The sequence below is a fragment of the Acinetobacter sp. ANC_7682 genome (assembly GCF_056779795.1).
Map to the genome: position 1 here is coordinate 1 of NZ_JBWYIQ010000003.1, position 24809 is coordinate 24809.

The 24809-nt window shown below is 37.9% G+C and carries 25 protein-coding genes and 1 pseudogene; 16 read left to right on the top strand and 10 right to left on the bottom strand.

What is annotated here, in order from left to right:
* A pseudogene (locus AC1M9D_RS01610) lies at positions 1–238 on the bottom strand (transposase); the annotation flags it as partial.
* An 80-nt stretch (positions 239–318) separates the two neighbouring features.
* Between AC1M9D_RS01610 and AC1M9D_RS01615 the strand changes: the two are divergent.
* The 4 genes from AC1M9D_RS01615 to AC1M9D_RS01630 all read left to right on the top strand — a co-directional run bounded on the left by AC1M9D_RS01615 (position 319) and on the right by AC1M9D_RS01630 (position 4365).
* Positions 319–1155 carry a hypothetical protein gene (locus AC1M9D_RS01615; protein ID WP_481588431.1) on the top strand — a complete coding sequence of 279 codons (837 nt, stop codon included), beginning with the start codon at positions 319–321 and terminating at the stop codon, positions 1153–1155.
* The gene (locus AC1M9D_RS01620) at positions 1155–2678 is read left to right on the top strand and encodes a GH3 family acyl-acid amido synthetase (protein WP_481611364.1); all 1524 of its coding nucleotides are present in this window, start codon (positions 1155–1157) and stop codon (positions 2676–2678) included. The genes AC1M9D_RS01615 and AC1M9D_RS01620 overlap by 1 nt, the downstream gene beginning before the upstream one ends.
* Positions 2679–2688: 10 nt before the next feature.
* Positions 2689–3831 (top strand): GNAT family N-acetyltransferase, encoded by a 1143-nt coding sequence (locus AC1M9D_RS01625; RefSeq protein WP_481611365.1) that lies wholly within the window; start codon positions 2689–2691, stop codon positions 3829–3831.
* Between the two features lie 99 nt (positions 3832–3930).
* Positions 3931–4365: a hypothetical protein gene (locus tag AC1M9D_RS01630; protein WP_481611366.1), complete on the top strand. Its 435-nt coding sequence runs from the start codon at positions 3931–3933 to the stop codon at positions 4363–4365.
* A 49-nt stretch (positions 4366–4414) separates the two neighbouring features.
* Here the strand turns inward: AC1M9D_RS01630 and rlmKL are convergent, their stop codons facing one another.
* Entirely contained in the window at positions 4415–6619 is a 2205-nt protein-coding gene (gene rlmKL / locus AC1M9D_RS01635) for a bifunctional 23S rRNA (guanine(2069)-N(7))-methyltransferase RlmK/23S rRNA (guanine(2445)-N(2))-methyltransferase RlmL (protein WP_481588427.1), read from the bottom strand.
* Positions 6620–6786: 167 nt separating this feature from the next.
* On the opposite strand from rlmKL, the gene AC1M9D_RS01640 reads away from it, so the two are divergent.
* From AC1M9D_RS01640 to AC1M9D_RS01670, 7 genes are all read left to right on the top strand, one after another.
* On the top strand, positions 6787–7404 hold the full coding sequence (locus AC1M9D_RS01640) for a LysE family translocator (RefSeq protein WP_481588426.1): 618 nt from the start codon (positions 6787–6789) through the stop codon (positions 7402–7404).
* Between the two features lie 306 nt (positions 7405–7710).
* Complete coding sequence (locus AC1M9D_RS01645; protein WP_035265895.1) at positions 7711–8727, top strand: aspartate carbamoyltransferase catalytic subunit; 1017 nt, start codon at positions 7711–7713, stop codon at positions 8725–8727.
* Positions 8728–8737: 10 nt separating this feature from the next.
* On the top strand, positions 8738–9973 hold the full coding sequence (locus AC1M9D_RS01650) for a dihydroorotase (protein WP_481611367.1): 1236 nt from the start codon (positions 8738–8740) through the stop codon (positions 9971–9973).
* 189 nt (positions 9974–10162) lie between these two features.
* Positions 10163–10510, top strand: a complete 348-nt coding sequence (locus AC1M9D_RS01655; RefSeq protein WP_481611368.1) for a hypothetical protein — start codon at positions 10163–10165, stop codon at positions 10508–10510.
* A complete protein-coding gene (locus AC1M9D_RS01660; RefSeq protein WP_481611369.1) occupies positions 10465–11064 on the top strand; it encodes a lysozyme inhibitor LprI family protein in 600 nt (199 codons plus the stop codon). The genes AC1M9D_RS01655 and AC1M9D_RS01660 overlap by 46 nt, the downstream gene beginning before the upstream one ends.
* A gap of 128 nt (positions 11065–11192) precedes the next feature.
* Positions 11193–12218: a lysozyme inhibitor LprI family protein gene (locus AC1M9D_RS01665; protein ID WP_481611370.1), complete on the top strand. Its 1026-nt coding sequence runs from the start codon at positions 11193–11195 to the stop codon at positions 12216–12218.
* Between the two features lie 85 nt (positions 12219–12303).
* Positions 12304–13080, top strand: coding sequence for a Rossmann-like and DUF2520 domain-containing protein (locus AC1M9D_RS01670; RefSeq protein WP_092766132.1), 777 nt, complete (start codon positions 12304–12306; stop codon positions 13078–13080).
* Between the two features lie 29 nt (positions 13081–13109).
* Here the strand turns inward: AC1M9D_RS01670 and trmB are convergent, their stop codons facing one another.
* Positions 13110–13826, bottom strand: a complete 717-nt coding sequence (gene trmB / locus AC1M9D_RS01675) for a tRNA (guanosine(46)-N7)-methyltransferase TrmB (protein WP_481611371.1) — start codon at positions 13824–13826, stop codon at positions 13110–13112.
* 210 nt (positions 13827–14036) lie between these two features.
* On the opposite strand from trmB, the gene AC1M9D_RS01680 reads away from it, so the two are divergent.
* Positions 14037–16469, top strand: a complete 2433-nt coding sequence (locus tag AC1M9D_RS01680; protein ID WP_481611372.1) for an ExeM/NucH family extracellular endonuclease — start codon at positions 14037–14039, stop codon at positions 16467–16469.
* Positions 16470–16507: 38 nt separating this feature from the next.
* On the opposite strand, the gene AC1M9D_RS01685 is transcribed toward AC1M9D_RS01680, so the two are convergent.
* Positions 16508–17953 carry a SulP family inorganic anion transporter gene (locus AC1M9D_RS01685; RefSeq protein WP_481589793.1) on the bottom strand — a complete coding sequence of 482 codons (1446 nt, stop codon included), beginning with the start codon at positions 17951–17953 and terminating at the stop codon, positions 16508–16510.
* Positions 17954–18162: 209 nt separating this feature from the next.
* On the opposite strand from AC1M9D_RS01685, the gene AC1M9D_RS01690 reads away from it, so the two are divergent.
* Both AC1M9D_RS01690 and AC1M9D_RS01695 read left to right on the top strand, forming a co-directional pair.
* On the top strand, positions 18163–18774 hold the full coding sequence (locus AC1M9D_RS01690) for a glutathione binding-like protein (protein WP_180027603.1): 612 nt from the start codon (positions 18163–18165) through the stop codon (positions 18772–18774).
* Between the two features lie 264 nt (positions 18775–19038).
* Positions 19039–19698: a glutathione S-transferase family protein gene (locus tag AC1M9D_RS01695; protein ID WP_481589794.1), complete on the top strand. Its 660-nt coding sequence runs from the start codon at positions 19039–19041 to the stop codon at positions 19696–19698.
* Between the two features lie 31 nt (positions 19699–19729).
* On the opposite strand, the gene AC1M9D_RS01700 is transcribed toward AC1M9D_RS01695, so the two are convergent.
* The 5 genes from AC1M9D_RS01700 to AC1M9D_RS01720 form a co-directional block, all read right to left on the bottom strand.
* Positions 19730–20515: a thiazole synthase gene (locus tag AC1M9D_RS01700; protein WP_092766137.1), complete on the bottom strand. Its 786-nt coding sequence runs from the start codon at positions 20513–20515 to the stop codon at positions 19730–19732.
* Positions 20516–20527: 12 nt separating this feature from the next.
* Positions 20528–20725, bottom strand: a complete 198-nt coding sequence (gene thiS / locus AC1M9D_RS01705; RefSeq protein WP_035265912.1) for a sulfur carrier protein ThiS — start codon at positions 20723–20725, stop codon at positions 20528–20530.
* Between the two features lie 15 nt (positions 20726–20740).
* A complete protein-coding gene (locus AC1M9D_RS01710) occupies positions 20741–21106 on the bottom strand; it encodes a DUF423 domain-containing protein (protein WP_035265913.1) in 366 nt (121 codons plus the stop codon).
* 117 nt (positions 21107–21223) lie between these two features.
* Entirely contained in the window at positions 21224–22093 is an 870-nt protein-coding gene (rpoH, locus tag AC1M9D_RS01715) for an RNA polymerase sigma factor RpoH (RefSeq protein ID WP_035265916.1), read from the bottom strand.
* Between the two features lie 141 nt (positions 22094–22234).
* The gene (locus AC1M9D_RS01720) at positions 22235–22456 is read right to left on the bottom strand and encodes a sulfurtransferase TusA family protein (RefSeq protein WP_035265917.1); all 222 of its coding nucleotides are present in this window, start codon (positions 22454–22456) and stop codon (positions 22235–22237) included.
* 387 nt (positions 22457–22843) lie between these two features.
* Here AC1M9D_RS01720 and AC1M9D_RS01725 point away from each other — a divergent pair, with 387 nt between their 5' ends.
* Positions 22844–23056 (top strand): cold-shock protein, encoded by a 213-nt coding sequence (locus AC1M9D_RS01725; protein WP_004824348.1) that lies wholly within the window; start codon positions 22844–22846, stop codon positions 23054–23056.
* 106 nt (positions 23057–23162) lie between these two features.
* Complete coding sequence (gene rhlB / locus AC1M9D_RS01730; protein WP_035265921.1) at positions 23163–24314, top strand: ATP-dependent RNA helicase RhlB; 1152 nt, start codon at positions 23163–23165, stop codon at positions 24312–24314.
* A gap of 49 nt (positions 24315–24363) precedes the next feature.
* Here the strand turns inward: rhlB and AC1M9D_RS01735 are convergent, their stop codons facing one another.
* Entirely contained in the window at positions 24364–24747 is a 384-nt protein-coding gene (locus tag AC1M9D_RS01735) for a hypothetical protein (RefSeq protein WP_481611373.1), read from the bottom strand.
* Positions 24748–24809 lie beyond the last annotated feature (62 nt).

The following is a 24809-nucleotide window of genomic DNA, read 5'->3' on the forward strand; positions in this document are numbered from 1 at the left end:
TTGCATGTAACTTTTTAAGATCAATGGGGGGTTCTGATGGAGCTTTTGATTGATCGAAAGCTTGCGAGGAAGCTGAGATCAATTGATTTTTTCAGTCAATAATTTGGTTTTGATGAACATCAAACTCAGAACTCAATTCAGCAAGTGTTTTTTCTGCTTTGATCGCAGCAAGTGCTACCTTAGCTTTAAAGTCGTTTGAATGATTTCTTCTTGGTCTACGTGCCATAAAATACTCCATATATTGATGTTTATAACATCATTTGAGGAGCAGAATATCACTTATAGGAGTTGTTCAAATTTCCGGATCCATCTCTCAATATGCTAGAATTAAAACGACTCCGAAAATTAAAAAAAGAACCTTATAGTGAGTTTGTTAAGGTAAAAGATTTAAAACCTCGTGATATTGAAAAGATGTTCAATATTTACAGTAACTATTATTCAAATACAGTCTTTGAAATTTTTGAAAGAGACCTTTTGGAAAAGACTGGTGTGTTTATCATTCGAGAACCCAAAAAAGATTTTTTAGTGGGTTTCTCAACTGTAATGGAGCGAAATTTTACCGTGAACGGTAAAACTGCCCATGCTTTTTTTAGTGGTGATACCATTATTGAGGAGGCGTATTGGGGTAGTCGAGCATTACAACGTGCGATGTTCCGTTATGTAATGACCTTCAAATTACGTCATACGGGTGTACCGATCTATTGGATGCTGATCTCAAAGGGCTTTAAGACCTACTTACTTCTTGCAAATAATTATTATCACTATTATCCAAATCCAGAAAATAAAGATGAATATTTAAAAGATTATGTTGAAGCATATTGTCGTGAGTATTTTGCAGAATACTATGATGATGAATCAAAGCTGATTGATTTTGGAGAAAACTATCAGTGTCTGAAACCTGATGTGGCCCCAATAACAGAAGAAATGCGCCAGAAAAATCGTAAAATCGAGTTTTTTGAGGAATGCAATCCATCTTGGGTTCAAGGTACTGAATTACCGTGTATTGGTGAGCTGCGTTGGGTTGATATTTTGCAAACAGCGGTAAGGTTTGTGAAAAAATCATCGCTCAAAAAAAATAAGTCGAATCTGAATAAAGATAAATTATCTAAATCGGCTCAAACCAAAGATCAAGATCAAGATTCTAAGGTGGCCTAATGTCTGTGATATTTGCAGCTCATCAAGTTTTAAATTTGGCCTGTAAAAAATCATTTAAAGACTTTTATCAATACGCTGATCAATTGGAAAAAGTTCAGCGTGATAAATTAAAAGTTATATGTGATGATCCAAAGATGGAATATGAGTCGTTTGCTCAACACTTTCCAGTAACACGTTATGCTGATTGGAAGCAGAAAGTTGAAGCATCACGTAATCAAGGCGTAAATTTACTTAATAAAAGTAAAATTATCCGATTCCAGCCTACAAGTGGTTCAAGTGAAGCACTCAAATTTATTCCTTATACCCAACAATTTTTAAGTGAAATAGATCAGACGATTGGTTTATGGCTCACGAGTTTATATCGTCGTTATCCTGAACTAAAACGTACAACACACTATTGGTCTGTATCTTGGTTGCCTGAAAGCCAGCGTCAACTGACGACCACTCATAATTTAAATGATGATAGTGCCTTACTTTCTTTTTCAAAACGAATTTTAACTCAAATTACGCAAGCAGTCCCTGCTGACATTGCTTTGGCAGAAACTGCTGAAGATGCGATGTTCGCTACGGCTGTATATTTAGTCAGAGATGAAAATCTCGGCATGATTTCAGTGTGGAGCCCAACTTTTGCACTGCAACTGATCGAAATTATCCAAGAAAATAAGAGTGAAATCGTTGAGGTTTTATCGACTGGTCAGTGGAGTCGTCAAAGTTTAGATTTTTTAAAAATCAAAAAATCAGTAAAACGTAGCCAGATTCTAGAACAATTAGATTTGGAAGATCCGACTTGTTGGAAAAAATTGTGGCCAAAGCTATTTTTAATTTCATCTTGGGATACCGCAAGCGCTCAGCACTGGGCACAAATTTTAAAAACCAAAATTAAGGGTGTAAGTTTTGAAGGTAAAGGGCTTTGGGCCACTGAAGGCGTAGTGACTATACCTTTAGATGATCATTATCCCTTGATGTATCAAGCTCATTTTTATGAGTTTCAAGATTTAGATACTCAGCAAATTTTCCCTGCTTGGCAGCTTAAACCAGGTCAAATCGTGAGTCCGATTATTACGACAGGGTCTGGCCTAAAACGCTACATTATTGATGATGAATTATTGGTTGATTCTTTTTATCAGGGCATTCCGTGCTTTAAATTTCTCGGTCGAAAGATGACAGTTGATTTGGTCGGAGAAAAGATTGATCAATCTGTTGCTTTGAGTGTGATCGATACATTTAAACAAAACGGTTTTTTACCCATTAGTTTACTCGGTATAGAACAGACCGAATCGAAACCTTATTATGTTTTGCTTTCTGAGGGTAGTGTGAGTGGGCAGCCGTCCGATCAACAGTTAGATCAATTGCTAAAACAAAATTTTCACTATGAATTGGCACGTAATTTAGGGCAATTGGATGAAGCACACGTGATGCATGTGGAAGATGCATGGCATGAATATAAGACAATCGCAATGCGCAATGGCATGATTGAGGGGAATATCAAGCCAGAACCGTTGAAGAAAATGAAATTTATTTAAGAATTTAAAAATGACAGAGCAAAATTTACTATATCGATCAAAAACCTCGCCTGAATTTTATCTACGTTATGCTGCGGAGCAAGATGATCCTCAATTGATTGAGCTGATTTCTGAAAGTATGCCGAGTAACGGTATGGTGATTTCATTTGAGCGGAAACCGAGTTATTTTCGGGCTACACATGCACAATATAATAAGCCTGAAATTTTGGTTGTCGTACATCAAGATCAGCCTGATCAAATTATTGCCATGATGAACATCGGTTGGAAATCGTATTGGATCAATGGCGTCACTGAACAATTACGCTATGTATCAGATTTACGAATCAAACTTACAGCTCGGGGTAAAAAAGCGTTTAATGTATTTATGGAATACATTTTTGAATGTTTCCCTCGTGAAATTATCTTTCAAAGTGTGATTTTAGAAGATAATAAAGTAGCTCGTAATATGATGCATCGTGAAAGAGAAGGATATGCTTTACCTTATATCTTTGATTCGATGACCACTTTTACCATTTCTAAGGTGCCTAAGTTTAAGCAGTCTGCTGAACTTCGCCTTGAAACAATGACCATAGATAAGATTGATGCGGTCAATGGTTTTATACAAGAAATGGCTTCCCATTATAATTTTTTACCTGATTATGACTTTAGACAGTTATTGGAAGCTAATCATCCTTTTTGGTATGGGCTGAGATTAGAAGACTTTCATTTAGTGCTCAATTCAGATCATAAAATCGTAGGTTTATTTGGTTTGTGGGATCAAAAAGATTTCAAACAAACTAAAGTGGCGAGTTATTCTACAACGTTAAAACTGTTAAAACCTGTCTATAACACTTATGCTCGTATTACTGGACAGTTAACGCTTCCCAAAGAAGGGCAATCCTTTGATTATCTCATGACGCATAGTTTCCTCTGTGATCCAAGTGCGTTAGACGTACTAAAGTTTATGCTGACCAATGTCAACACATTAGTGAAGGCTCAGGGTAAAACATCATTTTGTGTGACTGTGGTTGAGAATGACCCACGTAAGCAAGTTCTAGAGCAGTGTTCATCACATAAAATGAAAGCAGTTCACACGCTTCATAGTTATGAAAGTAAACCCTATGACGTGATTGATCGTTCTAAATACTCTTACTTTGAAGTGAGTCGTATTTAAGAATATGGTGCGTTCATCGGAATGCGGGTGAACGCACTTGATTAGCTGTAATTAATAAATATATAAATAAAATTACAATAATAATTCTCGAGATAAAAAATGGAATTTATAAGTGTTACTTTTCGACGGTCAATTTTAATTTCTAGCATGCTGATGTGTGGTTTCCAATGGACAACTGCACAGCAATTAGATGAATCTGAACTCATCGAACAGCAAGTGATTGATCAGAATTTGAATGAAAATTTAGTACAAGAATTAAAAAAAGAAGTATCACAGAGCGCTGAGGTACAAATACAGAATCAACAATATTTGGCTCAGACTCAAGCAGAAGAATTTAATCAGAAGCAATTGGTTTCAAATGCAGTTTCTGATTTTGAATTGAGCAAAAAAGCAGATCCTGAGCAGATTAGCAAAACCATTAAACCACTGACGTATTATCCTTATGATACGCTACCACGTACTGTCTATGTTTCAACAGATCCAACCATTATTGTGACAAAGGAATATTCACCTTCAAAAAATTTAAGAAAATAAAAAAGGGCAAACGAATTGCCCTTTTTTTATTGGTCAAGCTCTCTAGTCATTAGGCTTGAAGGTGTCTAATTTTCCATGAACGATGAATTTTAGTATTACGTTTAAAGTCTAGACCAATTGTTTCATGGGTGAGTTCTTCAATGTCATAGAACGCTTTGATTTCGTCATCTAATTCAAAACCACGATAGTTATTTGAGAAATACAGTGTACCACCAGTGGTTAAACGATTCATTGCACGCTTAATCAGGGATAAGTGATCACGTTGAACGTCAAACGTACCATGGAATTTTTTAGAGTTCGAGAACGTTGGCGGATCGATAAAGATTAAGTCATATTGTTCATGACCTTCTTTTAACCATTCAAAACAATCACTGGCAAAGAACTGGTGTTGTTGGTCGGCATGATCAACCGTTAAACCATTTAAGACAAAGTTTTCTTTAGACCAGTTCAAATAAGTATTTGAAAGGTCGACACTGGTCGTGCTCGCAGCACCACCTAACGCAGCATGTAAACTTGCAGTTGAGGTATAACTATATAGATTAAGGAAATGTTTACCTTTCGCTTCAGCAGCGATGCGTAAGCGAATTTGGCGATGATCGAGGAAAAGGCCAGTATCCAAATAATCTGTGAGGTTAACCAAAATTTTCGCTTTGCCTTCTTGAACGATAAAGCGTTTAGAGGCAGTACTTTGTTTGGTGTATTGGTTTTTACCTTCCTGACGAGCACGAGTCTTGATAAAAATGGCATCACGGCCCAAACCTGTGACAGCACGGATTGCTTGCAAAGCAAGATTAAAACGTTTTTTCGCTTTTTCAGGATCGATTGATTTTGGTGGGGCATATTCTTGAACATGCAGTCGGTCACCATATAGATCTACAGCGACATTGAAGTCTGGTAGATCAGCATCATAAATTCGCAAACAATAGATATTTTCTTTTACAGCCCATTTTTTCAAATTCTGCATATTCTTTTGCAAACGATTTGTAAAATCTTCAGCACCTTCAATTTTATCGAATTGAAGTGGTTGCCAATTGGCTAAGAAAGGTTGTGTCACAACAGGTGGCTTAATCTTACCTGAGCGAATATAAATAGGTAGCTTACCATTCATTAAGCGAAGCGTTTGAGTTTCGCTAAATGCCAACACGTCTGCTTGTTCAATTTGAGCTGCAATAACTGCGGCAGTTTGGTTGGCAAAGTTCTTTTGAAGTAAGCCAGATAGACCAAGATAGAATGAACGGCTAGAGCCTTTATCCCCAAGACGCTCACCATAAGGTGGGTTAGTGACAACGACCACAGATTTACCTTCTGCCTTAAAATCTGGCCAATCAGAAAGGGTGCGCTCTTCGATTTGAATTTGATCTAGCAATGCCTCAAATCCTGCAGCGCGGATATTATTTTTGGTTGCTTTTACTGCTTCCCAATCTGCATCAAAGGCATAGAATTTTGGAAGCGGTTTTTCTAAGGCAACCTTGTGACGTTCCGCAGCTTCACCTTTAATTTGCATCCAAAGATCATGATCATGACCATTCCAGCCATTAAAGCCAAAACGACGAACCAAACCAGGCGCGCGGTCAGTTAACATCATTAAAGCTTCAATAATGAATGTTCCTGAACCACACATTGGATCAAGAACAATATCTGGATTATTTTCAATTAATTTTGCATGTTGAAGAATGGCTGCAGCCAAGTTTTCTTTGATCGGTGCATCAGTCATATAGTGGCGATAGCCACGTTTATGCAATGAATCGCCAGACAAATCTAAACAGAAAGTATGTTCTTTTTTACCAGCCAAAGCGTATATGGTTATTTCTGGTTGTTTGATATCGATGCTTGGACGCTTACCGACAGCCTCCATGAAGGAATCTACGATACCGTCTTTCACACGTAAGGTGGCGAATTGGCTGTTGACTTTGATCTCACGTTCGACATGTAAACGCACAGCAAATGTACTTTGAGGTGCAAAAATAAGCGACCAGTCAAAACTATTTGCACCTTCGTAGAGTTCTTCAGCTACATCGCGTGCATCGTGAGTAAATTCAACTTCAAACGTATGGATAGGCGTCAAAACACGTGATGCAAGACGAGACCACATACAAATCCGGTAGGCATCAGCCAATTGACCTTTGAAAACCAATCGCCCAGGGAAACGTTCAACGTTTTGTACTCCTAAACCTTCAATTTCTTCTTGAAGTAAGGTTTCAAGCCCATCTGCACAGGTAACCCAATATGTAGAAAGACGAGGTTTAGAATTCATGAACATTCCCAAAGACAAATAAAGCAATCGCGTATTTTAACTTATTTTTGATTTTAAAACTGCTTTAATGCGCTGATACAACCATTTTAAAAATAATTTAAATTTAAAGATTGATTGAAACTGGTTGATATAGCCTCATAAAACTAAAAACACTAAAAGATAAAAATATGCTGGCTTTAATTTTCTCTATGTTTACTTTTTCATTATCGATGTCTATCTCTCCTGGACCTGTTAATTTAACTATTCTCAGTAGCAGTATGAACTTTGGTGTTCGAAAAACTTTTGCTTTTATTTCAGGTGCAACCATTGGATTTACTGCTTTACTTGCAGCAGTTTGCTTTGGTCTATATCAGATTATTTTATCGTATCCGGTTCTTTTGGATGCTATTGCGCTGTTAGGAACGGCTCTATTGGTTTGGATTGGCTGGAATATTTTAAGCGCTAAAGGCGAAAAAAATCGAACAGATCACAAAGATCTAGAGAAGATTCCAAATTTTACGCAAGGTGCGTTAATGCAGTGGCTGAATCCAAAAGCTTGGATTGCCGCCGTTTCAGGTACAGCCCTATTTTCAGCTTCAGAGAATAGTGTTTATTTAGCGCTTTTTGTTTTGATTTATTTTATGGTCTGCTATGTCTCTTTATGGCTTTGGGGATATGCAGGGGAAAAATTGGCTCAGTTTCTTAATGTGGCAAATCGAGCAAGAATTTTGAATAGGGTGATGGGAAGTCTTTTAATCGTGATTGCTATACAGATGTGTCTCACTCATTTTTTAACATATCCATAAAACCATGAGTAGATCATTTGTTGAAATTTCTATTTTTAAAATCTAACTCACTATTTCAGGGAAATTTGATTGAATATATGTATGAAAATAAAGATAAACAAGCTTTTATCTAGGAGTTATGAGCCTTATTTTTAAGGATTTAGACGATTTCAATCAAATGCTTTTGGTTAAATTAAGTTTTTGAAAATTTTTATGAAACACCATAAGTCGTGATTAAGTTAGTTATTGATCAGCTGCGGTGTGGGTCACTGCCAAATCATTTTAGAATCTGTATAATACGTTGACTTAACGTATAAGGAATCTCTCATGCACTTCGCTGCATTGCATACACCGAGCCAGATTCAACTCAACCAAGATGGGAATCTCAAACACTTCCTCACCATCGAAGGCCTTTCAAAAGAAACTCTTACAAAAATATTGGACACTGCACAGTCCTTTTTTAATGACCAAAATCAGCTCATTACCAATAATTTGCTTGAAGGCAAAACGGTAATGAATCTGTTTTTCGAAAATTCGACACGTACACGAACGACATTTGAAGCAGCGGCAAAACGTCTTTCTGCCAACGTACTCAATATTGATATTGCTCGCTCAAGTACTTCAAAAGGCGAAACACTGAGAGATACACTGTGGAATTTAGAAGCAATGGCGGCCGATATCTTTGTGGTTCGACATTCTTCATCAGGTGCTGCACATTTTATTGCGAAGGATGTTTGTCCAACTGTTGCCATTATCAACGCGGGTGATGGACGTCATGCGCATCCAACTCAAGCAATGTTGGATATGCTTACAATTCGCCGTGAAACCAATAAAAAATTTGAAGATATTTCCATTGCGATCATTGGGGATATTAAACATTCACGTGTTGCACGTTCTGATGTGGCTGCATTGCAAACATTAGGTTGTAAAGATATTCGTGTGATTGCGCCGAATACGTTACTTCCTTATGGCTTTGATGAATATGGTGAAGGTGTTCGCCTATTTAACAATATGGAAGCTGGGATTAAGGATTGTGATGTCATCATTACTTTACGTATTCAAAATGAACGTATTGATTCTCCTGCATTATCTTCACAAGCTGAATTTTACAAAATGTATGGTTTGAACAAAGAGCGTTTGGCTTTGGCCAAACCTGATTGTATCGTGATGCATCCAGGGCCGATGAATCGTGGTGTTGAGATTGATTCAAGTATTGCAGATGGTCCTCAATCAGTGATTTTGAATCAGGTGACCAATGGTATTGCGGTGCGTATGGCAGTTCTCGCTCTGGCGATGCAGGGTCAGTTACAAGAACAAGGTTTAATTGAAGCAGTTGCGGTATAAGGAATCAGTCATGTCTATTGTTAAAGTCGAAAATGTACGCGTCCTAGATCCAATTGCTCAAACTGATCAAATAGAAACTATTTTTATTCAAGATGGAAAACGCATCGAAGCGACTTCAGAGGTTCATGAGAGCATCGATGGGCAAGGCAAATGGCTGATGCCAACGATGGTTGATTTGTGTGCTCGTTTACGAGAGCCAGGTCAACAACAGCATGGAACGTTGAAATCTGAAGGTAAAGCAGCACGTGAAAATGGCATTTTACATGTATTTACCCCACCAGATTCAAAACCTATCGTTCAGGACAATGGTGCGTTAATTCATGGTCTTGTTGAAAAGGCAATGTTAGATGGTGGGATTTACCTTGAAGTGATTGGTGCACAAACACAAGGGCTTCAAGGAAATCAACCTGCCAATATGGCGGGTTTAAAAAAAGGTGGTTGTACAGCTGTATCAAATGCAAATGCACCTTTTGCGAATGACGATGTGGTGCTTCGTACGCTTGAATATGCTGCAGGTTTGAATTTAACTGTCGTATTCTATGCTGAAGAGCCTCAAATTGCGAAAGATGGCTGTGTGCATGAAGGCTTTATTGCTTCACGCCAAGGTTTACCAATGATTCCTGCTTTGGCAGAAACGGTCGCGATCGCAAAATATCTATTAATGATAGAGGCGACAAAAGTCCGCGCACACTTCGGATTACTGTCTTGTGGTGCTTCGGTTGAGTTAATACGTATCGCGAAGGAAAAAGGATTGCCAGTCACGTGTGATGTTGCAATGCATCAGTTACATCTTACGGAATCTTTAATTGATGGATTCAATTCCTTGGCACATGTACGTCCACCTTTGCGCTCAGAATCTGATAAAGAGTTACTTCGTCAGGGAGTGAAATCTGGAGTGATTGACGCGATTTGTACGCATCATGAACCACTCAGTAGTTCTGCAAAAATGGCACCTTTTGCAGAGACTTTGCCAGGTTTTACTGCTTTTGATTCATATGTTCCTTTTGGAATCAAATTGATTGAAGAAGGTTTATTTAGTCCATTAGAGTGGGTTGAAAAAGTAACGAGTGCGCCAGCTGCTGTTGCACAAATGACTGAGACATGGAAAGCACAGGCTGGATGGGTGCTGGTTGATCCAGATTTGGAATGGACACTTGATAAATCTTCTATTATTTCTCAAGGTAAAAATACACCGTTGATTAATCAAAAAGTCAAAGGTAAGGTAATTCGTACTTTCATAAAATAATGTGAATTCAATCATTTAAAGGTCGATTAATATCGGCCTTTTTTATTATGGATGATTGAATAATTCATGATTCAGTATATTTTATGAAGATCTGTATTTTTTAATAAAATTTAACTGAGAGCTTCAAGAAGAATAAAAAAAACTAATGAGGTTTGGTATTAAGAGCTTGAGCATGATTGGGGGAGTAGCATGAAACTTCAGATGAAAACATTGACCACATTGTGTATGGTTGGTGTGTTGTCAGGATGCCAACAAGTGTATTCAATCATGTATGCTTTTAATCGTTGTGATCAACCTGAAGTGCAATTAAAACTCGAACAAGTCATCCATAAAGACATCGCGAATATCTCAGCGACTCAACTCAAAAGTATTATAGAAAATGATCAAGTTATTATAGATGGTCAACTCTTACAGCGTAGTTTGAAACCAGTTCAATTTAAAATTGAAAACATTGATAAAATAAAGAAAATGAGATCCTCTGATCAGACGAGATGTGTACAGCAAGAGTCACTGCTGAACTACCATCAAATTATCTGACGGATGCTGATGTATCGCGCGCATTAAATCGAGAGTCAAATGTTTTAGAATCAGCTGCACTTTCTCAATTAAACTTTGAGAACAATCAGATTTCTACTGAGTTAAATTATAGTGTACGAATTTCAGAGCATGAAGTAACTGTACAATTGGTGAATGCACTACATTTCACCAGCTTTATGCAAAAAGTTCTAATAGATGCCCATTTAAAACCTTCACGTTTGACGGCTTTAGCGTTAGATCGTCAAAAGAAACAAGCACTTTTAAATCACCAAAATAAAACCTCAGATGATTATCAATCCATTCTTATTGCTGAAGCACAACTTAAATTAGATCAAGCCAATGAAGATCTAAATTCTGTATGGAGTAGAGCTTCACTTCAAGCACGCCAAAAAATACAATACGAGCAAGAACTGTGGGCAAAAAAGCGTAATTTAGAATGCAAATTTAATAGTGAAGGCGCCGATAATCCTGAAGTTTTTCGATTGAATTGCGAAACAAATATGGCGATTAGTCGAACATCTGAATTACAGCAAAAAATTTTCACTCTAAGTTAGGCATTGATTAAACAGGGTTGTTGAGCATTAGCTTTTACGCATCAAATTTTAAAAAAATAAAAATGTGATGGAGTTGTTGTTTTTAATTTGATTAAATATGTCAAAATTATAAATATGCGGTATAAAAAATGACGTATAAGATTAAATTGGCTTTGATTATCTCTACCATCTTCGTTGCAGGTTGTGATCTGAATAAGAAAAGCAAAGACACCTCACAGAATGTAGAAATTGCTGATTGGAGTTGTACTTCTCCTACGAATGTCAAAGAAATTGAACGCTTTGCGCAACAGGAATATAACAACATTTTAGATCGTCGTTTAAAAGCAACAGATCAGTATGAGTCAGATTTAAAATTACTTTCCCAAATCAACTCATCGCTTAGATTTGAACTCAAGTCGATTACAACAACGAATGATCCTTCAAATGCAACAAACAAACTGACGTGTTCAAGCCAGTTGGTTATCCACCTGCCGAAGGGGCTTCAACGTCGTGCTGAAAATGCATACCTTGAAAAACCTTGCGAATATGAATGTGAACATGACGAAGGTAGTTATACGCTCCAACATTGGATTAATGATGTTCATGGCAATATCAGTTATGGGCAAGATAAGCTCACAGGCACTTTGAATTATGAGATTATCAAGACAGATAAAGAAGGTTTAATGCTAAGTGTGCAACCTGATAATGCATTGTTAGATATTGCTGCAAGTATGACGAGATATGCTGTTCAATTTGAAGCATTTCGTAAAGCAAATCAGAATGAATCAAAAGCTTACGAAGAATATGAGGCAGTACAACAAAAACAAAAGGCCTTGGCACTCAAAGCCATGCAATTGAGAAAATCTGATTTAGATAAAGAGCAAGCACGAGCTGTCGAGCGACTTAATTTAACTTGGGATAATTTGAGCGGCGAACAAAAAGAACAGCTAAAGAGCGATCAAACTGAATGGTTCGAACGTCGTGACGTGGATTGTAAAGTGGTCTCTCAAAAGTCAATTGAAAGTATCCCAGAAAAAGAACGCGAAACTTATCAGCAACATTATCAATATTGGGACAATGAAATGAATCAAATAAATGTTGAGATGCAATATTCTAAATGTTTCATTCAAAAGACCAATGAGAGAATTGTGTACCTAAACAATGTGTTTAATTAATTCATTACAATATAGCAAAAGGGCGAATTGATTCGCTCCTTTTTTATCGGCATGCTTAGGTATACAGAATATATGTGGAAGCGATATGCGTATTAGTGTGATTGGAGCAGGGCGCGTAGCTCATCATTTGGCTCAGGTATTGAGTCAGCATCATGAGATTGTCCAAGTGTTTAGTCGAGAGCAATCTAAAGCCAATTTGTTGGCGGCTTTAGTAAGAGCTAGACCATGCAATGCAATTGAAGATCTCGAAGACACTGTTGATATTGCATTATTGGTGGTGAGTGATAAGGCAATTGAAGAAGTTGCTGAAAAAGTTGCAAAACAGCTTCCTCAGGCTTTAATTGTACATACGTCTGGCAGTACACATATCTCGAAAATCACGCAATATCATGAGCGTGCAGGTGTGTTCTATCCACTACAAACCTTTAGCTTTGAAAGTCAAATTGATTGGTTGAGTACGCCAATATTTGTTGAAGCGATGAGCGACCAGGATTTAGCATCCTTGACTCAAATGGCAAAAGAGTTGAGTCAAAAGGTTTATCAATATGACTCAACACAGCGCTTGAGTTTGCATTTAGCAGCTGTCTTCGCGTGTAACTTTACCAACTACTGCTATGACGTCGCTAAGCAGCTTGTAGATGCACAAAAAGTCGATTTTAATTTATTGTACCCATTGATTTTGGAAACTGCGAAAAAAGCGACTTTAAATCCCCCAAAACAGGTGCAAACTGGTCCAGCGATGCGTGGTGATCAAAACATTATCCATATGCATCAAGAGATGCTGGCGCAGGCTGGACGTACGGATTTAAGCCAAGTGTATAGTGTGGTGAGTGATCAAATTTATAAAAGACAATCAGAATAAAAAAACAGGACTTAAGTCCTGTTTTTTTATTATTGAATCTTTTTAAATAAGAAGTCGTTAATTTTATGGCCTTCTTCAATTCCACGACGTTCAAACTTAGTTTGAGGACGCCAGTCAGGACGAGGATAACTGTTACCTTTACCCGCCATATTTTCTAAACGAGGGCGGTTATCTAATACATCTAATATCCATTCTGCATAGGGTTCCCAATCGGTTGCAGCATGGAATGTTCCACCCATTTCAAGTTTTTCTTCAACTAAAGGCATACGATCGTGTGAGACAAAGCGACGTTTATGGTGACGTTTTTTCTGCCAAGGATCGGGGAAATAAAGTTGAATTGCATTGATACTGTTATCTGGCATTTCACGCAAAACTTGAATTGCATCCGCATCAAGTAAACGTAAGTTTGTCAAACCAGCCATACCCGCTTCATATACACATTGTGCAATGCCAGGAACATGTACTTCAATGCCGACATAATTGCGTTCAGGATTGGCTTTTGCCATAAGTACAAGAGAGCGCCCCATACCGAAACCGATTTCAACCGTCAATGGACGTTCAGGATGCTCAAATTGCTGACGTAAATCACCAACAGGATATTCCAAAATTAAGTGACCATATTGTTTAAGCGCAGTTCGTTGAGAAGTATTCAACGGAGATGAACGGCGCATAAATGTGACAATTTCGCGATGCTCGTTCAAGTTGTCTAATTCTACAACTTGCGGGTCTAATTGATCGTTCGACATAACTTTGGCAAATGAGAAAAAATTCGAATGCGGTATTTTAAGACCTGAGACTCCTAAGTCAAACCTTTTTCTACCTGAAAGCGCTACGTAGCTATCAATGATTTGTCGATCTATTCATGAACTTTTTCAAAATGTCATGAATTGTTCATCTACTTGTCATGCCTGTACACTAGGCTTGGAAAATAATATGAACAATGAATAAGACTTAAAATGAATAAACTCATATTATCTTTATGTATGATCGGATTTAGTTCAACGCCGTATGCTGAACTCATGATCAGCCAGTATGTGGATGGTAATAATAACAAGAAAGGTATTGAACTATACAATCCAGATGGAGGTGTTGTTGATTTATCCGCATATCAATTAAAAATATTTCCGAATGGTCAAACCACTGCGAATTTGATGGTCAAGCTGCAAGGAACTTTAACAACTCAGCAGCACTTTTTAATTGGACATTCAAATTTAAAAACTGAATTGGGTGAAGCTGTTCAGCAAACTGCTAACCTTTCATTTAATGGCGATGATGCAATTGTTCTCTATAAAAACAATGTGGCTGTCGACCGTTTTGGTGCGATTGGAATGCAGCAAAACTGGGCAACCGGTTTAAGCTTTGAACGTACAAAGAAAACACATGATGTCGTTTCGATAGATCCATCTGCACCCTTTGAAATTCAAAAAGAGTGGGCTAAATGGTCGGATCGCAATGCTTTTAACCAGTATTTAGCGATTAGTACAAATGAACCAATAGAGCCATCTCCGACGACTCTAAGTTGTAACTCTGCGAATACACCTATCGCTGAACTCTCACAAGCAGCTAAGAATCAAAACTATACTGTGAAGGGGGTGATTACTGCGGATTATCGTTATGCGAATGGATTCTCAGGTTTCTATATCCAAACCCCTGATGCCAAAGCAAAACCCGATCTAACTAACGCGATTTTTGTATATGCTCCTGCTTCAAGTCCTATAAAAGGAGGAAAAGTCGGAGAAGAAGTCGTTCTTAAAGGTCGATTAACTGAATATCAAAATCAGTTACAGATTGATAATTTATCCGAAAATATTTTAACTTGTAATCAAGCGGCAAGCGCTTGGATAACGCCATTATCAATCGAGTTACCATTTGAGAGTTTAACTAACGCTTCAGGGCATGCGCCAAAGCGTTATCAAGGTATGTTGGTTAAAATACCTCAAACATTAACGGTAAGTGAAAATTACAATTATGGTCGCTACGGACAACTGTCATTAAGTCTAGGACGTTTGTTTATGCCGACCAATATTTATCCAGCTAAATCAGCAGAAGCAACGGCATTGGCGCAAAAAAATCTTTTGTCCAAAATTGAACTTGATGATGGATATAATGCACAAAATTTAACGCCTACATTGCCAAGTCAGTTTAGTGCTTTAAATACCCTACGTGCAGGTGATCAGTTAAATGCTGTTGAGGGTATTCTAGAATATCGATTTAATTCTTGGCGTATTCAACCTGTACAAGGTCGTACTCAAATCCAAATTAAAGCCAATAACCCGCGGCCACCAATGATTCAGAAAAATTCAAACCAAACCCGTGTCGTGGCTTTCAATGTTTTGAACTATGATAATGGTTTAAATGGTTTTCCAACTGAGCGAGGTGCTAGCAGCAAAGCTGAGTTTGAGAAGCAACATACCAAAATAGTCAGTGCAATGAAAGAAATCGATGCTGATGTATTTGGTTTAATGGAAATTGCGAATAATGGTTATGGTGAAAATAGTGCGATTGCATATTTAACACGAGCACTTGGATCGGAGTGGAAATATATCACTCCGCCAAATTCAAATCGATTAGGTGATGATGCGATTGCTGTTGCGATTATTTACAACAGTAAGCGTGTAAAACCTGTTAACGCTGCTGCAGTGTTTGATGACCAGTCACAAAGAAATCGAGTGACCCTTGCTCAAAGTTTTCAACCAGTGAGTGGCGGTAAAATCTTTACGGTTATTCCGAATCATTTGAAGTCTAAAGGAAGTTGTCCTTCAAATGATCAATCTGCTGATGCGGATCAAGGTGATGGTCAGGGGTGTTGGAATGCGACACGAGTTAAAGCGGTACAACAACTCATGCAGTGGATTGCAAAGAATCCAATGCAAATTACAGGTCATCCGAATACGCTCTTGATTGGAGATTTAAACAGTTATGCAAAAGAAGATCCTATCTTGGCTTTAGAGCGTGCTAATTATACGAATGTACTGGCGGACAAAGTTGTAGGGCTCGGCGAACAGGCGTATACCTATGTATTTGGTGTCGACAGTAACAAAGCTGGATTTGGTGGAGCCGGTAATTTGGATCATGCTTTAGCTGATGCTTCGTTATTTCCTGCGGTTAAGCGTGCATTTGTATGGCACATCAACGCTGATGAGCCAACGAATCTAGATTATAACGAAGAATTTAAGACTACAGAGCAGAAGTCGCTCTTTTATGCTGATCATGCATTTAGATCATCTGATCATGATCCAGTGATTGTCGACTTAGAGCTCAACAGCTCAACAAATGCTGAGCAGCCACAGCGTGACACTAAGTCAGGTGGTGGTTCGTTGAACTGGCTATCCATTTTAGGATTAAGCCTGTTAGCCTTGGTTGGTTGGAGACGCAGAAACTATTCCTAAAACTTAGCAGTAAAAAAAAGAGCCATTTGGCTCTTTTTTTAAGTGTTTGAGATACGTTCTATCAATGTTACGCTCGCTTGGTTTAAACCAATCACACGTACCTGAGTCCCTTGAGCTTCAAATTTAGCTACGACATTCGCTAACATATTGACAGAAGTGATGTCCCAAATATGAGCATAGCTGAGATCTATTTCTACTTGCTTGATATCTTCTTTGAAATCAAAAAATGCATAAAAAATTTCTGCGCTACTGAAAAATATTTGACCTTTCACCGTATAGTAGCGCACGTGATTTTCTAATTCAGATTGAACTTTTACTTCACTCTCGAGTTTATTAATGAGAAATAGGGCTGACAGAATTACACCAATCAATACGCCTAGAGCAAGGTTATGTGTTGCAAGAACAATCATCACGACAGTAAGCATGACAACATTACTTTGCACGGGATGTTTGCGGAAATTTTTTACTGAATCCCAATTAAATGTCGTGAACGCGACCATGATCATAATGGCGACTAAAGCAGCCATAGGAATATAAGCCAACCAATCTTTAAAGAAGACCACGAGACATAGCAAAAAAACACCAGCCACTAATGTCGATAATCTTGTTCTTGCACCTGAGCTGACATTGATGATGGATTGCCCGATCATTGCACATCCAGCCATCCCCCCCATAAAGCCACTTACCATGTTCGCGATCCCTTGACCGCGACATTCTTGATGACGATCTCCTTCAGACTCAGTCATTTCATCAATCACAGTCGTAGTCATCATGGTCTCAAGCAAACCAACTGTGGCGAGCGTGAGAGAGTACGGTAAAATAATAAGTAAAGTGTCGAGATTGAATGGAATTTCAGGAACTAAAAATACAGGTAAGGTATCTGGGAATGCACCTAAATCACTAACTGTTCTCATGTCAGCGCCAAGTAGAAGTGCCAATACACTGAGTACAATAATACACACTAATGGCGATGGTATGATTTTTCCGATTTTGGGTAAATAGGGAAATGCGTAAATGACCAATAAACCAATCGCTAAAAATATATAGCCTAAGCTATTCATTTGAGCAATTTCTGGAAATTGAGCGATAAAAATGAGAATCGCTAAAGCATTTAAGAAACCATAGACCACTGACTGGGAAACAAAACGCATGAGTTTTGCGACTTTGAGATATCCAGCGATAATTTGAATTACACCTGTCAGAATCGTAGCTGCCAATAAATATTGTAATCCGTGTTCTTTAACAAGAGTGATCATCAGCAGCGCCATCGCACCTGTAGCAGCCGAAATCATAGCAGTCCTACCACCAAAGAAGGCGATCGTAACAGCTATACAGAATGAGGCATACAGACCTACCTGAGGATCAACGCCAGCTATCGCCGAAAATGCGATTGACTCTGGAATCAAAGCTAAGCCTACGACTAAGCCTGCAAGTACGTCAGTTCGAATGTTAGAAAACCACTGATCTTTCTTTAAATAAATCACAATTTGCCTTTCACAAAGATGTAGCAGCGCTATGGTAAAACATCACACAAATAAAAGCTGAAAAAAGCTTGAAAATTAATTCAATCTGCACAATATTCATAAGGAGATCATCGATGTTTACGCTTGCTTGCAATTTAAAAAACAGTTCTTATTGAAAAAAAGCGTGAAGCAATTTAAAAATGATAGTAGTTAGATAACAAGGAAAAAGTATGAAGTTGTATTATTCGCCAGGTGCATGTTCACTCGCAGCGCATATTATTTTAAATGAAATTAATGTTGATTTTGATTTGGTTCGTGTTGATCTTAAAACTCATACCACTGAAAAAGGCGAAGATTACTTCGCAATTAATCCTAAAGGCTATGTGCCGGCGCTAGAAATTAATCCTGGCTTAATTTTAACGGAAAATGTCGCAATTTTACCATTTTTGGCACAGCATGATCCTGCTCAAGATTTAATTCCACCTTCTGGATTAGGTCGAGCAAAAGTACTGGAGTGGCTTGGTTATCTAAATTCTGAATTACACGATGCTTATGCAGTGTTTTTTGGTGCACCACTCACGGAAGATGCTAAACAAAAAGCGTATGCCGAAGTTGATCGTTTACTGACTTTCATTGATAAAACCATTGGTGAATCTAATAATGATTATTTGGTAGATGATAATTTTGGACCTGCAGATGCGTACTTATTTGTACTCACCAATTGGTCTAATCATATTGAACATGACTTGAGTCATTATAAAAATATTATTCATATACGCAATAAAGTTGCAGAGCGTCAGTCTGTACAGATTGCGATGCGAGATGAAGGATTGATTCCTTAACAGGTAAGGTTTCGTTCCGTTTGTTTCGAGAAAGAGCCGAAAGGCTCTTTTTTTACTCTAAAATTTTCAAAGAAATTTCACAAATATTTTTCAGAAATAGAGAGCATTAAAAAGACAAATTTTTCATCATAATTCGTTTCAGATTCAGTGGTAATTCATTAAATAAGATATCGTTATTCATGATATTTTTTGAACTAAACATTATTTAAGTTGCTGATTTAAATCTGATATTTATATTTTGTATTTAAATCGTTGGACTAAAAAATGAGTTTGAAATTATATTCTTACAACGAATCAGGTAACAGTTATAAAGTACGTCTGTTAGTAGCATTATTGAAAGTGGATCTTGAAATTGTAGAACTAGATTATTTCAGTGATGAACAGCATAGTGAGAAATTTTTAAAAATTAATCCTAAAGGCGAAGTGCCAGCATTAGTAGATGGCGATATTGTTTTAACTGATTCTGCCGCAATTTTGGTGTATTTAGCAGGTAAATATTCATATAAAAACACATGGTGGTCTGAAGATTTAGTAGAACAAGCTAAAATTTTAGATTGGCTTGCCTTTGCTGCCAGTTGGGTGCAATTCGGGGTTTTCACGGCACGCGCGATATTGTCTTTCAAAGGTCCATACAATGGTTTGGGATTAGAAAGTACTGAGCAAACATTTAAAGAGGCGAAAATACGTGGTCACAAATCTTTGGCTATTTTAGATGGTGTGCTCAAAGACCGTGAATGGTTAGCGAATAATAGACCAACTATTGCGGATATCGCAGTGTTTGTCTATGTCGCGTTAGCACCTATGGGTGATATTTCTCTAGAGCCTTATCCAAACGTACGCGCTTGGATTGAAAGAATAAAAGATTTACCTAACTTTATCAAAATTGATGGATTGGATGATCCTTTGTATCGTCGAGTGAGTTAAGAAAAAACCCACTTTAAAAAGTGGGTTTTTTTTATTTAAAAAAGTATCCAGTTTCTGGAGAGCTTGCATTTGCCATACGTTTGCGTGGCATACGACCAGCAAGATAAGCCTCGCGTCCAGCTTCAACGGCTTTTTTCATAGCAGAAGCCATTAGAATCGGATTCTGTGCAGCAGCAATTGCAGTGTTCATGAGTACGCCATCACAACCTAATTCCATCGCAATAGCAGCATCACTAGCTGTACCAACCCCAGCATCCACCAATACAGGGACTTTGGCATTTTCTTTGATGATAGAAATGGTATGTGGATTAAGAATACCTAAACCAGAACCAATTAAACTCCCCAAAGGCATAATAGCGACACAGCCCATACTCTCAAGTTCTTGCGCGACGATAGGATCATCAGAGGTATAAACCATGATTTCAAAACCATCATCGATCAATGTTCTTGCAGCTTTTAAGGTTTCAGTAATATTAGGATAAAGCGTTTTTTCATCACCTAATACTTCAAGCTTGACTAAATTGTGACCATCTAAAAGTTCACGTGCGAGCATACAAGTGCGAATGGCACTATTGGCATCAAAGCAACCAGCTGTATTGGGAAGAATGGTGTATTTTTCCGGTGGAATCACTGAGAGTAGGTTAGGTTGATCTGGATTTTGACCAATGTTTACGCGACGGATTGCAACAGTAACGATCTCAGCACCACTGGCTTGGATTGCTAAGTCAGTTTCCTGCATATCCTTATATTTTCCAGTGCCCACTAATAGTCGTGAACTAAATGAACGTGATCCTATGATCAACGGACTATCTTCCATATTTACTCCGAGTTAACCACCGCCAACAGCATGAATTATTTCTATACGGTCAGCATCTGAAATAGGGGTATCTGCTAGTTTACTTTTTGAAATGATCATTTCATTTTTTTCAACAGCAAATCGTTTACCTTCTAGCGATAATTCTTGAACCAGTTCTAATAAGTTTTGGCATTGCGTTTGAATCGACTCGCCATTTAAAAAAATATTCATCAGATGACCTTCAAATTAATGTTGAATTTTGAATGCTTGCCATGCTAAAAGTAGCCAGCCAATAATCATCAATGCTCCACCAAGAGGTGTAATTGCCCCTAACCCGCGCGGGAGCCCTAAAGCCATGAGATATAGAGATCCACAAAATAAAATGATACCGAACTGGATGAAGATAAAGCTGAATTGAGTTGAAAAGTTTGGAATTATTTTTGGTATGAGTGCGAGTATTAATAATCCAATTGCATGATAAAAGAAATAATCAGTTGCAGTCTGCCACCATGTCAGTTGGGCTTCGGTTGCACGAGCTTTAAGGCCATGAGCGCCGAAAGCACCTAGCATTACGGCAAGCGCTAAATTAATGGCTGATATTGAGATCCACATCAGGTTATTCCCAATCGAAAATTGCGTCATACGATAGCATACATGACGTACGATTTTTTTAAACTTGCATAGCGTAAATACAAAAAAAGAGCTTATAGCTCTTTTTTTGTAATCGTATTAATTTGATGACATGGCGATCTTGATCTTGTCCATGGCATTTTTTTCAAGCTGGCGAATACGTTCAGCGGAAACATTATATTCGGCTGCTAGTTCATGCAACGTAGACTTATCATCATCTAACCAGCGGCGCTGTAAAATATTGCGTGAACGATCATCCAGCTGATCCATTGCTTCATGTAAAGCAGAGGTGCTCTGAGATTCATAATCTTCTTCCTCTGCTAAACGAGCAGGGTCATAACGATTATCCTCTAAGTAAAGCGCAGGAGCGACATGAACTGAGCTTTCATCATCTTCATCAGATTGAGCTTCGAAGGCTGCGTCATAAGCTGTTAAACGACCTTCCATTTCAAGAACTTGTTCAGCTGTTACATTTAAATCAGCCGCAATAGATTGCGCTTCCTCGAGCGTTAATTTCTTGCTCGATTTTTTTAAGCTTCTTAAGTTGAAGAACAGTTTACGTTGAGCTTTAGTTGTCGCAATTTTAACAATACGCCAGTTACGAATCACATATTCGTGGATTTCAGCTTTAATCCAATGTACTGCAAAAGAAACTAAGCGTACTCCCATATTGGGATCGAAGCGTTTTACAGCTTTCATCAAGCCTAAATTACCTTCTTGGATTAAATCGCCTTGAGGTAAGCCGTAACCTGCGTAACTGCGGGCAATATGCACAACAAAACGAAGGTGGGACATCACCAGCATTTTAGCTGCGTCTAGATCTTGGTCATAAAAATAACGTTCAGCTAACTCTTTTTCTTGTTCAGCTGTCAAAATAGGGATCTGGTTTACAGTACTAATGTAAGCACCTAAATTGACCCCGGGCGCAGACAATGACAGGGGCATCAATTGATTGCTGCTGTCAGTCATGAGTACTCCTTATAGGAAAATAGTTTAAAAAACCAATTACATTCATCTTAATCCTTATAGCATACAGAATTAAGCGAATTTGGGTAGTGAAATGTAAATTTAAATACAATATTTATCCATGATTAATTTAGATGAAAACACCTAAGATTCAATCACGTAATGAAATTCAGAATCCGAAACTTGTTTAAATGCGCATGTCAATTTATGTAGCTGACAATAACGTTGAATATCGATTTGACTGTTCGGATCTGAAGCTTTTAATAAAAATTGCTGAGGTGCACTATTTTGTTTCATCGATTTCTTAAGTAGCAGTAAAGGTAAAGGGCAAGGTTTACCCATCGCATCGATTAACACTTGAGACATAGTAAAACACGAGATTGAATAATAAAGTTGGTCATTATTCTAGCAAAAGTGTGACTTAAGAATAAAATTAAATGATTTAGATGAACTGTTCAAATAAAGTGCAATTTTTGCACTAAATTTGTGTGATTAATATACAAGTTTTAGTTAGATAATTAGCTAAAATTTTTCTATTAATTGTGTTGTACCCATGTTAAGCTCAATGCGTACTTAAGGATTGCGTAGAGAAATTTGTTCTCTAAGCCTTATTTATAATGGATATAACCGGGATTTTGTTAATAGTTTTACAGAATGATTACAAGCTTTGAAATAAAAAATGTTTTAAAATTTGTTTGCTCTGCTGTTTGCAACACCGGGTGGTCCCTTTTCTTACCAACTGAGGATTAACTTATGACAGCTCGCGAACAAGGCGTTGTTAAGTGGTTTAACGATACTAAAGGTTTTGGCTTTATTCAACGCGCAGGCGGTGATGACGTATTCGTTCATTTCCGTGCTATTCAAGGTGAAGGCCACCGTTCACTTCGTGACGGTCAACGCGTAGAATTCAGCGTTGTACAAGGTCAAAAAGGTTTTCAAGCTGAAGAAGTTCAGCCTTTAGACTAATCCTACTTTTCACTGAAAATTAGGTTGCGCTCCAATTTTGATAAATTGGGGCGTTTTTTGTTTATACTATAGACCATTATCAAATATTGATTGTAGAGCCCCTTATATGTCATCAGGTTTCGAAACCCTTAATTTACATCCGCAACTTAAGCAAGCGATTGATGCTTTAGGGTTTAATGAAATGACCCCCATTCAACAGAAAGTATTGAAATATACGTTGGCAGGGCATGATGCAATTGGACGTGCACAAACAGGCACAGGAAAAACCGCAGCATTCTTAATTAGTGTTATTAATGATTTATTGAACAATCCGATACAAACACAGCGTTATCGTGGTGAACCCCGTGCTCTAATTATGGCACCAACGCGTGAGCTTGCGATTCAAATTGAAAACGATGCACGTGATCTGACTAAGTTTACCGACTTAAATGTTGTGACTTTGGTGGGTGGTGTAGACTTCGATAAGCAAAAAAAACAACTGGATGAAAATTTCGTAGATATTCTTGTCGCGACACCAGGTCGTTTGATTGATTTTACTGAACAAAAAGAAATTTGGTTGGATCAAATTGAATTTTTAGTCATTGATGAGGCAGATCGTTTACTAGATATGGGATTTATTCCTTCTGTTAAACGCATTGTGCGATTCTCTCCACGCAAAGAACAACGTCAAACTTTAATGTTCTCTGCTACGTTTAGTTATGATGTACTCAATCTTGCTCAACAATGGTTATTTGAACCTGTTACTGTCGAAATTGAGCCTGAGAAAAAAACCAATGCTGACGTAGAGCAACGTGTTTATGTGGTTGGGAAATCAGATAAATACAAATTGCTGCAAGAAATATTGCGTGATGAGCCCATTGAAAAGGTCATGATATTTGCAAACCGCCGTGATCAGGTCCGTAAGCTGTATGATCATCTTAAGCATGATGGTTACAAGGTAGTGATGTTATCTGGTGAAATCGCGCAAGATAAACGTTTAAAGATGTTGGATCAATTTAAAAATGGCAAACACAACATTATGATCGCAACAGATGTGGCTGGTCGAGGTATTCATGTGGATGGTGTGTCACACGTGATTAATTTTACTCTGCCTGAGCAGTCTGATGATTATGTACACCGTATAGGTCGTACAGGTCGAGCAGGAACAAGAGGGGTGAGTATCAGTTTCTTGTCAGAAGATGATGCTTTTTATTTACCTGAGATCGAAAAAGCGATTGGTCAAAAGATTCCATTGACACGTTTAGATGGTTATTGCTAATTACTCAATAAAAAAAGTCCCATCAAAGGGACTTTTTTTATAGGAAATTTTAGCGGGTTGAATTACAGCTGAAGGTGATTGTTGTTTGGTAGTCAGTGTCTTTTTCGATTGTATTTTTAGTGCCGATCACAGAGCCAAGAACTGATGAAGCTGCAGTAATGAGTTTACCAGTCTGTTCATCCACAACACCTTTTAGTGCGCCGTTATATTCAGTTTTTTCGTCAATTAAGACAGGCGCAGAATTCTTACCACAAGTTTTGTTCGCGGCAGAAATTGCATTATTTTTTGCAAGAACTTGGGTTTTGCCTAATCCTGACACTTCATATTGATTGTTTGGTTTTTGAATAGCAAGTGTTTCAGTAGGTGTTGATGCACAAGCACTCAGGAGAATTGTTGTAGTCGCTACAGAAGCCAATGTCATTAATTTTTTCATTTTATTTTTCCTCTAGCGTTGCAATATTAAGTTTGGAGCTCAGTCATGTATGCTAGGGCTTA